The organism is Streptomyces sp. SID9727 (genome assembly GCF_010550605.1).
Taxonomy (GTDB): Bacteria; Actinomycetota; Actinomycetes; order Streptomycetales; family Streptomycetaceae; genus Streptomyces.
The window spans coordinates 1-11,671 of sequence record NZ_JAAGNI010000218.1 but is presented as its reverse complement, the minus strand read 5'-3'; the positions used below and the strand labels follow the sequence as shown (position 1 = coordinate 11,671).

Below are 11,671 nucleotides of genomic sequence, written 5' to 3'. Positions count from 1 at the left end.
GAGGCGTTGTCGCCGGAGTTGCGGGATGCGTTTGTGCGGGAGCTGAACGTTCCGTTGCACAACTTGTACGGTCCTACCGAGGCTTCGATTGATGTCACGGCGTGGGAGTGCCGGCCGGGGACGGCGACTGTGCCGATCGGTGGGCCGGTGGCGAATACGCGGGTGTATGTGCTGGATGCGGCGTTGCGTCCGGTGCCGGTGGGTGTGGCGGGTGAGCTGTATCTGGCCGGTGTGCAGTTGGCCCGGGGGTATCTGAACCGTCCGGGGCTGACGGCGGAGCGTTTCGTGGCGTGTCCGTTCGGGTCCTCGGGTGAGCGGATGTATCGCACGGGTGACTTGGCGCGGTGGGCTGCGGACGGCACGGTCGAGTACCTGGGCCGTACGGACGACCAGGTGAAGGTACGCGGATACCGCATCGAATTGGGCGAGATCGAGGCGGCCCTGCTGGGGCAGCCCGGTATTGCCCAGGCGGCGGTGCTGGTGCGCGAGGACGTCCCCGGCGACAAGCGCATCGTTGCCTATGTGGTGGCCGCGGCGGGCGCGACCGTCGAGACGCCGGACGTCAAGAGCGGTGTGGCGGCCGTACTGCCGGAGTACATGGTGCCTTCGGCCATCGTGCTCCTGGACGGTCTGCCGCTGACGGTCAACGGGAAGCTGGACCGGCGTGCCCTGCCGGCCCCTGACCGCACCGCCGAGCTGACGGCGTCCTATCGCGCTCCGCGCACTCCGGACGAACAGCTGGTCTGCGAGGTCTTCGCCGAGGTCCTCGGCCTGGACCGGGTCGGGATCGACGACAACTTCTTCGAGCTCGGCGGGCACTCGCTCCTCGCGGTCACCCTCGTGGAACGCCTGCGGGCGCGGGACGTCTCGGTGTCGGTACGTGCGCTGTTCCAGGCGCCGACTCCGGCCGCGCTCGCCTCGGCCGCCGGCGACACAGGCCGCTCGTTCGTCGTGCCGGCGAACGGCATTCCGGCGGACGCGACAGTGCTGACGCCGGAGATGGTGACGCTCGCCGAGGTCACCGATGCCGACCTCGAACGGATCGTGGAGATGGTCCCGGGTGGCGCGGCGAACATCGCGGACGTCTATCCGCTCGCACCCTTGCAGGAAGGCATCTTCTTCCACCACCTGCTCGACGCCGACGAGGGCCGTGACGTCTACATCGTGCCGGTGGTGCTGGGCTTCGACTCCCGGCAGCGGGTCGACGACTTCATCAGTGCGCTCCAGCACGTCGTCGACCGCCACGACACCCTGCGCACCGCAGTGCTGTGGGAAGGTCTCTCACAGCCGCTCCAAGCAGTCTTGCGGGAGGCGCCGTTGTGCGTCCAGGAGTGCAAGTTGGACGGAGGCTCCGAAGACGATTCCGTTACCGACTCCGTCAGCTTGCTGCTGGAGGCGTGTCCGGCGTCGATGGACATCCGTCGCGCGCCGATGATGCGTCTCACCCTCGCGAAGGACCCCGGGCAGGACCGCTGGTTGGTGGCACTGCAGAGCCACCATCTGATTCGTGACCACCAGGCGTTGGAGATCCTGCTGGAGGAGGTGCGTGCGCATCTGGAGCAGGAAGGAGCCCGGCTGCCGGATCCTGCGCCCTACCGCGACTTCGTCGCACACGCACGCCTGGCGGTCTCGGTCGAGCAGCACCAGGCCTACTTCGCCCGCGAGCTGGGCGAGGTCGAGGAGCCGACCGCGCCTTACGGGGTGCTCGACACCCACGGTGACGGCAGCGGTACCGGCGAGGCCGTGGTGGAGTTGGCGGCGGAGGCCGCCGAGCGCCTCCGGGTGCAGGCGCGGCGTCACGGGGTGAGCGCGGCGGCGTTCTTCCACTTGGCGTGGGCGCGGGTCGCCGCTGCGACCACCGGCCAGACCCACCCGGTCTTCGGCACCGTCCTCCTCGGACGCATGGACGCCGGCGACGCGTCGAACCGGACCCCGGGCCTCTACATCAACACCCTCCCCATCCGCATCGACGCGACACAGACCCTCGCCGACGGCCTGAGCTCCGTGCAGGTGCAACTGTCCGAACTCCTGGCGCATGAGCACGCACCGCTCACCCTCGCGCAGCAGGCCACCAGCCTCCCCGCCCAGAGCCCGCTGTTCACCTCACTCCTCAACTACCGACACAGCCAGCCGGGTTCGGAAGCCAAGCGAGGGAATCTGCCGGAGACCGGGGTCGCGGGGATCGACATCCTCTACGCCTCCGAGCGCAACAACTACCCGCTGACGGCCTCGGTCGACGACACGGGCGTCGGCTTCCGGCTCGTCGTCCATGCGACAGCGCCGATGGATTCGCAGACGGTGTGCGGTCTGCTGACCACGGTGGTGGAGAACCTGGTCAGCGTGCTGGAGGAGTCCCCGGACACCCGGCTGGATCGCATTCCAGTCCTGGACGGCGGCCAGCACGAGCAGCTGCTGACGGTCTGGAACGACACGGCGTCCGACATGCCGCCCGCGACTCTGCCGGAGTTGTTCGAGGCGCAGGCCGCCCGTACCCCGGACGCGGTCGCCCTCGTACGGACCCGCAGCATGGACGCGAATCCCGCGAGCGGCGCGGCCACGGGCGGTGATGCGGACCAGGAGACGGTGACCTACGCCGAACTCGACGCGCGCGCCGACCGGCTGGCCGAAATCCTGGCCGGCCACGGAGTGGGGCCGGAGACGCTCGTCGCAGTGTGCATGCAGCGCTCCACCGAACTCGTCACCACGTTCCTCGGGATAGCGAAGGCCGGCGGGGTGTTCGTACCGCTGGACCTGCGCTCGCCGGCCTCCCGTACCGCAGCCGTTCTCTCGGACGCCGGGGCGCACCTGCTGCTGGCCGACTCCGGTCTGCGCGAGCACCCCATCGTGCGTGCGGCAGAGGAGCAGCACACCCAGGTCGTCTTCATCGACGCCCACACCTTCACGAAGCCCGGAACCGCCCGTCCGGCAGCCACCGAGCCCGGAGGCGACGAGCCCGAGGGCATCCGCCGAGCGCGGCGCGTCCTGCCCGGTCAGGCCGCCTACATCATGTACACCTCCGGCTCCACCGGCACCCCCAAGGGCATCGTCACCACCCACGCCGACGTCACCGCCCTCCTGCGGGATTCCCGCTGGAACGTCGGCCCGGCCGACCGGGTCCTCTTCCACGCCCCCCACGCCTTCGACGCGTCCACCTACGAGCTGTGGGTCCCCCTCGTGCACGGCGGCAGTGTCTCCGTCGCCCCCGAGGTCAAGCTCGACGCCACCGCTCTGCACCACCTGATCGTCGACACCCGCGTCACCCACATCCACGTCACCGCCGGGCTGTTCCGCGTCATCAGCGAGGAACACCCCGAGATCTTCACCGACGTGACGGAGGTCCTCACCGGCGGCGACGTCGTCCCGCCCACAGCGGTCACCCGGCTGCTCGCCACCCTTCCGCACCTGACGGTCCGTCACTTGTACGGCCCGACCGAGACCACCCTCTGTGCCACCCAGCACCCGATCACCGCCGAGGCCGACGCCGGTCACACACTCCCCATCGGAAGTCCCATGGACGACACGGGTGTGTATGTGCTGGACGCCGTGCTCCGGCCGGTGCCGGTGGGCGTGCCCGGTGAGCTGTACATCGCCGGCACCGGCTTGGCGCGCGGCTATCTGAATCGCCCGGGGCTGACGGCGGAACGCTTCGTGGCCTGCCCCTACGGGACCGCGGGCGAGCGCATGTACCGCACCGGCGACCTGGCGCGGTGGCGCGCGGACGGCACGCTGGACTACCTGGGCCGCACCGACGATCAGGTGAAGGTACGAGGGTTCCGCATCGAACTGGGCGAGATCGACGCCGCACTGCTCGGCCGGCCCGGCGTGGCCCAGGCCGCGACGATCGTCCGCGAGGACGTCCCCGGGGACAAGCGGCTCACCGCCTACCTCGTACCCACCGCGGGCACGGCGACGGTGGACACCGCCGCGATCCGCGCCGACCTGATGGCGACGCTGCCCGACTACATGGTCCCGTCCGCGATCCTCGTACTGGACACGCTTCCGCTGACGGTCAACGGCAAGCTGGACCGCCGTGCCCTGCCCGCTCCGGACCGCACCTCCGAGTTGGCGGCGTCCTACCGCGCCCCGCGCACCCCCGAAGAGCAGCTCCTGTGTGAGGCGTTCGCCGACGTACTGGGCCTGCCGCAGGTCGGCATCGACGACAACTTCTTCGACCTCGGCGGGCACTCGCTGCTCGCCACCCGGCTGGTCAGCCGCGTCCGTTCGACCCTCCAGGTCGAACTGCCCCTGAGGGTCGTCTTCGAAAGCCCGAGCGTGGCCGCCCTGGCCCCCCGGCTCTCCAAGGCGGACCGGGCCGCGCTCCCGCTGGTGGCCACCGTCCGCCCGGACCTGGTGCCGCTCTCCTTCGAGCAGCGCCGGATGTGGTTCCTCAGTGAGCTGGAGGCGACCAACGCCTCGTACAACATCCCTCTGGCCCTCCGCCTCGAAGGCCCACTCGACCGCTCCGCGCTCCAGAGCGCCCTGCGGGACGTGGTGGAGCGGCACGAAGTCCTGCGGACGGTGTTCCCGGCCCCGGAGGGAGAGCCGCACCAGCGCGTCCTCGCCCCGGGCGAGTACCGCTGCGATCTGACCGTGACCGATCTGACCGTGACCGGGGCGACGGAGGCCGGGACACCCCAGGCGAACGTCGCCACCGCACTGGCCGAGGCTGCTTCGCGTCCCTTCGACCTGGGTGCCGAGATCCCGATCCGGGCCACCCTCTTCGAGGTCGGCCCCGACGAGCACGTCCTGCTGGTGATGCTCCATCACATCGCTGGCGACGGATGGTCGATGCGGCCACTGGCCCAAGACCTCTCCACCGCCTACGCGGCGCGCGCTCTCGGCCGCGCACCCGGCTGGTCCGCCCTTCCGGTCCAGTACGGCGACTACACGATGTGGCAGCGCGAACTGCTCGGCGCGGACGACGACCCCACCAGCGTGGTGGCACAGCAACTCGCCTACTGGAAGAAGACCCTCGACGGCGCTCCCCAACAGCTCGACCTGCTCACGGACCGGCCCCGCCCCACCACCCTGACGCACCGCGGCGGTGTCGTGGAGCTGACCGTTCCGGCCGAACTGCACGAGGCCCTGGCCCGGCTCGCGCGGGCCGAGGGAGTGACCATGTTCATGGTGCTCCAGACCGCGCTGGCCACCCTGCTGTCCCGGCTCGGCGCCGGCTCGGACATCGTGCTCGGTACGGCGGTCGCAGGCCGGACCGACTCCGCCATGGAAGACATGGTGGGCTTCTTCGTGAACACCGTGGTGCTGCGTACGGACCTCTCCGGCTCGCCCACCCTGTCCGGCCTCCTGCACCGGGTGCGTGAGACGGGTCTAGAAGCGTTCGCACACCAGGACGTCCCCTTCGAGCGGCTCGTCGAGAGCCTGGCTCCAGCGCGCTCGCTGAACCACCATCCCTTGTTCCAGGTGATGTTGGTCCTCCAGAACAACGAAGGTGCCGACCTGGGCCTGCCGGGCCTCAGCGTCAACGCCATGCCGGTCACTGACCGGCCGGCCAAGTTCGACCTCGACTTCACCTTCGAGGAGCGCTTCACGACCGACCGCCGTCCCGCCGGTCTGCTGGGGCACATCGTCTACGCGCGCGACCTCTTCGACCAGCACACCGTCGAGGAGTTCGGCTCCATGCTGCACCGTGTGCTCGCGGCCATGGCTGCCGACCCCCGCCAATCCGCCGACCAAGTCGATGTGTTGGGTGAGCGGGAGCGGGAGTTGGTGTTGTGCACGTGGAATGACACGGCGCGTGAGGTGCCGGGTGTGTCGTTGCCGGGGTTGTTCGAGGCGCAGGTGGTGCGGACGCCGGATGCGGTGGCGGTGGGTGATGCGCGGGAGAGTGTGTCGTATGCGGAGTTGAACGCGCGGGCGAACCGGTTGGCGCATGTGCTGGTGGGTGCGGGTGTGGGTCCGGAGGATCTGGTCGCGGTGTGTCTGCCGCGGTCGGTGGACCTGGTGGTCTCGCTGCTGGCTGTGGGTAAGGCGGGTGCCGCGTATCTGCCGTTGGATCCGGATTATCCGGTGGAGCGGTTGGCGGCGACGGTGGCGGACAGTGGCCCGGCCGTCTTGGTCACCCGTGGCACGACCATGAATGCCGTCCTGGAGGCGGAGGGGGATGTCCGGCGGATTGTGCTGGATGACCCGGACATGGACGGTTTGTTGTCCCGGCAGTCGGTGTCGGATCCGGTGCGGGTGGGTCATGTGCCGTCTCATCCTGCGTATGTCATTTACACCTCGGGGTCGACGGGTCGGCCGAAGGGTGTGGTGGTGACGCAGGCGGGGTTGGTGAATTACGTGGTGCGTTGTGTGGAGGCGTATCCGGAGGTTGCGGGTCTGTCGGTGTTGCATGCGTCGGTGTCGTTCGATGCGGGTGTGACGGGCTTGTACGGGGCGTTGGTGTGTGGTGGTGAGGTGGTGGTGGCTGCTTTGGACGAGGGGCTGCCGGGGGTGTTGGGGGGGCGGCGTCCTTCGTTCATGAAGGTGACGCCGAGTGCGTTGGCGGTGTTGGACTCGTTGGGTGGTGGGGTGAGTCCTTCGGGCCGTTTGATGGTGGGTGGTGAGGCGGTTCAGTCGGTGGCGGTGGCGGAGTGGCGTCGTCGTCATGCGGGTGTGGCGGTGGTGGATCATTACGGGCCGACCGAGGTGACGGTGGGTTGTACTGATTTTGTGCTGCCGGCTGATGTGGGTGGGTCGGAGGTGGTGCCGATCGGGCGTCCGATGTGGAATACGCGGGCGTATGTGCTGGATGGTGGGTTGCGTCCGGTGCCGGTGGGTGTGGCGGGTGAGTTGTATTTTGCGGGCGTGCAGTTGGCCCGGGGGTATCTGGGGCGTCCGGGGCTGACGGCGGAGCGTTTCGTGGCGTGTCCGTTCGGGTCGTCGGGTGAGCGGATGTACCGGACGGGCGATCTGGCGCGGTGGCGTGCGGACGGGACGCTGGACTATCTGGGCCGTACGGATGATCAGGTGAAGGTCCGCGGTTTCCGTATCGAGCTGGGTGAGATCGAGGCGGCGCTTCTGGGGCGGCCCGGTGTCGCGCAGGCGGTGGTGGTGGTCCGCGAGGACGTTCCGGGTGACCAGCGGCTGACCGCCTACGTGGTGGCCGCTGAAGGTGTGGCGGTGGAGGTATCGCAGGTCAGGGCCGGTGTGGGGGCGGTGCTGCCGGAGTACATGGTGCCCTCCGCGATCGTGCTCCTGGAGGCGCTGCCGCTGACCGTCAACGGGAAGCTGGACCGGCGTGCCCTGCCTGCCCCGGACCGCACCGCCGAACTGGAAGCGTCCTACCGCGCTCCGCGCACACCGGACGAGCAACTGCTGTGCGAAGCGTTCGCCGAAATTCTGGGCCTGGACCGGGTCGGGATCGACGACAACTTCTTCGACCTCGGCGGGCACTCCCTGCTCGCCACCCGGCTGGTCAGCCGCATTCGCTCGACCCTGAAGGTCGAGCTGCCCCTTCGGGCGATCTTCGAGAATCCCACGGTGGGAGGCCTTTCCTCCCACGTCACACGTCCCAAGCGAACCAGGCCTGCCCTGCGTCCTCGCTCCAGGCAGGAGGAGATCTGATGATCCCGTTGTCGTACGCTCAGCAGCGACTGTGGTTCCTCGGGCAGTTGGAGGGACCGAGCGACACCTACAACATCGCACTCCCCCTCCGACTGCGAGGCGCCCTTGACCGGGAGGCGCTGCGTCAGGCGCTGGAAGACGTGGTGGAGCGCCACGAGGTGCTGCGCACCGTGTTCCCGGCCAAGGACGGCAAGCCGTACCAGAAGATCCTCTCCCCGGGCGCGGTCCGGATCGACCTGCCGGTGACGGAGGTGGAGAGCGCCGGCCTGCCCGCGGCGTTGGCCCAGGCGTCCAGGCACACCTTCGACCTGGAACACGACATCCCCCTGCGCGCCCAGCTGTTCGCGGTGGCGCCCGACGACCACGCACTGGTCGTCGTGGTGCACCACATAGCGAGCGACGGATGGTCGAAGGGGCCGCTGGCGCGCGACCTCTCGCTGGCCTACGGGGCCCGCACCGGCGGCCGGCCGCCGCAGTGGCAGCCCCTGGAGGTGCAGTACGCCGACTACACCCTGTGGCAGCGCGACCTGCTGGGCGAGGACGACGACCCGGACAGCCTCGTCCGGGAGCAGCTGACGTACTGGCGCCAGGCACTCGCCGCCATGCCGCAGGAGCTCGAACTCCCCTTTGACCGGCCGCGTCCGCTGCACGCCACCCATGTGGGCGGCGTGGTGGACCTGACTGTTCCGGCCGACCTCCACGAGCAGCTCGCACGGACCGCCAAGGCCGAGGGCGTCACCGTGTTCATGGTGGCGCAGGCCGCCCTGGCCGTGTTGCTGTCGCGGCTCGGAGCAGGCGACGACATCCCGATCGGTGTGCCCATCGCCGGACGACTGGACGAGGGCCTGCACGACCTGGTGGGGCTGTTCGTCAATACCCTGGTGCTTCGCACCCGGGTGAGCGACGAGCTCACCTTCAAGGAACTCCTGAAGCAGGTCAGGGAGACGTCGCTGGAGGCGTTCTCGAACCAGGACCTGCCGTTCGAGCGGCTGGTGGAAGACCTGGCACCCACCAGGTCGATGGCCCGCCACCCCCTCTTCCAGGTCACTCTGAGCCTGCAGAACAACGCCGAAGCGGTACTGGAACTCACCGGCCTGGACGTCGAACTGCCCACCGGGGACCAGCGACCCGCCAAGTTCGACCTCGACGTACAGCTCAGCGAGCAGTTCGACGACCAGGGCCGGCCCGCCGGCCTGTCCGGCAGCGTCACCTACGCCACCGACCTGTTCGACGAGGCGACCGTCGCGGACCTGGCGGAGCGTTTCGTCCGGGTGCTCGACATGGTGCTCTCCCACCCGGAGCAGCGTATCGGCCGGCTGGAGGTGACCGGCCGGGATGAGCGCCGGCGCCTTCTGGACGAATGGCACACGCCCGCCCGCAGCGCCCGGCCCGCCACCACCCTGCCGGCCCTCTTCAAGGCCCAGGTGGAGCGCACCCCGGACGCCGTCGCCGCGGTCTGCGGCGACCAGCAGCTCAGCTACACGGACCTCGCGCAGCGTTCCGACACCCTGGCCGCCCTCCTCGTCAGGCACGGCGCCGGCCCGGAGACCACGGTCGCCGTCTGCCTCGAACGATCCCTCGACCTCGTCGTCACCCTGCTGGCCGTGCTGAAGGCCGGCAGCGCCTACCTCCCCGTCGACCCCGCCTCACCGTCGGACCGCATCAGCTTCGTGTTCGCGGACTGCGCCCCGTCCCTGGTGGTCACCTCCACCGCGACGAAGGACGCGGTGGCGATCGACGACCTTGAGGGGACCGTCCACCGCGTGGTCCTGGACGACCCGCAAACGCAGGCCGAGCTGGCCAACGGCGCGACCGGCGGACCGCTGCCTGCCGATCTCCCCGGTGCGCTGTCCCCGGCGAACGCCGCGTACATCATCTACACATCGGGCTCCACCGGGCGCCCCAAGGGCGTCGTCGTCCCGCACCAGAACGTCGTGCGCCTGCTCGACGAGACGAGGCACTGGTTCGACTTCGGCGCGGACGATGTGTGGACCTGGTTCCACTCGTTCGCCTTCGACTTCTCCGTGTGGGAACTGTGGGGACCGCTGCTGCACGGCGGCCGCCTGGTCGTCGTACCCGTGGAGGTCTCCCGGTCACCGGTCGAGTTCCTGCGCCTGCTGACGCGGGAGGGAGTGACGGTTCTCAACCAGACACCGTCCGCCTTCTACCAGCTGGCCCAGGCGGAGATCCAGAACCCGGACCTCGGGGGGCAACTTCGCCTGCGCACAGTGGTGTTCGGCGGCGAGGCGCTCGACACCGGACGGCTGCGGGAGTGGTACGCCCGGCACGGGGACGACGCCCCCACGCTCGTCAACATGTACGGCATCACCGAGACGACCGTGCACGTCAGCTACCTTCGCCTGGACGAGACCCTGGTGGCCGGCATCTCCCTGGGCAGCCCGATCGGGCAGGGCATCCCCGGACTGCGGGTGTACGTGCTGGACGCCGCGCTGCGCCCGCTGCCGGTGGGCGTGCCCGGCGAGATGTACGTCGCCGGCGGCCAGCTGGCGCGCGGCTATCTGAACCGTCCGGGGCTGACGGCGGAGCGCTTCGTGGCGTGTCCGTTCGGGTCCTCGGGCGAGCGGATGTACCGCACGGGTGACTTGGCGCGGTGGCGTGCGGACGGCACGCTCGACTACCTGGGCCGCACTGACGACCAGGTGAAGATACGCGGCTACCGCATCGAGCTCGGCGAGATCGAGGCAGCACTGCTGGAGCAGCCCGGTGTCGCGCAGGCAGCGGTGCTGGTCCGCGAGGACGCCCCCGGCGACAAGCGGCTCACCGCCTACGTGGTGGCCGCGGCGGGCGCGACCGTCGAGACGCCGGACGTCAAGACCGGTGTGGGCGCGGTGCTGCCGGAGTACATGGTTCCCTCCGCGATCGTGCTCCTGGACGGGCTGCCGCTGACCGCGAACGGGAAGCTGGACCGCCGTGCCCTGCCCGCTCCCGACCGCACCGCCGAACTGGAAGCGTCCTACCGCGCTCCGCGCACACCGGACGAACAGGTGACCTGCGAGGTCTTCGCCGAGGTCCTCGGCCTCGACCGGGTGGGCATTGACGACAACTTCTTCGAGCTCGGCGGGCACTCGCTCCTGGCGGTCACCCTCGTGGAACGCCTGCGGGCACGTGGTGCGGCGGTATCGGTGAAGGCGCTGTTCCAGGCGCCGACTCCGGCCGGGCTCGCCTCGGCCGCCGGTGACACGGGTGCGTCGTTCGTGGTGCCGGCGAACGGTATTCCGGCGGACGCGACCGTGCTCACGCCGGAGATGGTGACACTCGCTGAGGTCACCGAGGGTGATCTTGAGCGGATCGTCGAGGCCGTTCCGGGTGGCGCGGCGAACATCGCGGACATCTATCCGCTCGCACCCTTGCAGGAAGGCATCTTCTTCCACCACCTGCTCGACGCCGACGAGGGCCGTGATGTCTACGTTCTGCCGGTGGTGCTGGGCTTTGACTCCCGGCAGCGGGTCGACGCGTTCCTTGGTGCGCTGCAGCAAGTGATTGACCGGCACGACATTCTGCGTACGGCTGTGCTGTGGGAGAACCTGCCGCAGCCGTTGCAGGTTGTCCTGCGGCAGGTGACCCTTCCGGTGCACGAGGTGGCCCTGCCTTCGGACACCGCTGGTGACGATGCGGTGTCCGCGCTGCTGACCGGCTGTCCGGTGGCGATCGACATCAGGCGTGCGCCGATGGTCGACATCACCCTGGCGCAGGACCCCGGGCGGGACCGTTGGCTGGTGGCGTTGCGCAGCCACCATCTGATCCGTGACCACCAGGCGTTGGAGATCCTGCTGGAGGAGGTGCGTGCGCATCTGGAGCAGGAAGAGGCCCGGCTGCCGGAGCCTGCGCCGTACCGTGACTTCGTCGCTCACGCGCGTCTTGCCGTGTCCGCGGAGCAGCACCAGGCTTATTTCGCGCGCGAGCTGGGCGAGGTCGAGGAGCCGACCGCACCCTACGGGGTGCTCGACACCCACGGCGACGGCAGCGGTACCGGCGAGGCCGTGGTGGAGTTGGCGGCGGAGGCCGCCGAGCGCCTCCGGGTGCAGGCGCGGCGTCACGGGGTGAGTGCGGCGGCGTTCTTCCACCTGGCGTGGGCGCGGGTCGC

Annotated in this window: 2 protein-coding genes; both read left to right on the top strand. The window is 69.7% G+C overall.

Translation table 11 applies throughout. The features are described 5' to 3' along the window. Nucleotides 1–33: 33 nt before the first annotated feature. Complete coding sequence (locus tag G3I41_RS14200) at nucleotides 34–7,566, top strand: amino acid adenylation domain-containing protein (RefSeq protein WP_343242121.1); 7,533 nt, start codon at nucleotides 34–36, stop codon at nucleotides 7,564–7,566. Further along, on the top strand, nucleotides 7,566–11,671 hold a 4,106-nt coding region (locus G3I41_RS14195), incomplete at its 3' end, for a non-ribosomal peptide synthetase (RefSeq protein ID WP_164400567.1). The genes G3I41_RS14200 and G3I41_RS14195, both read left to right, overlap by 1 nt.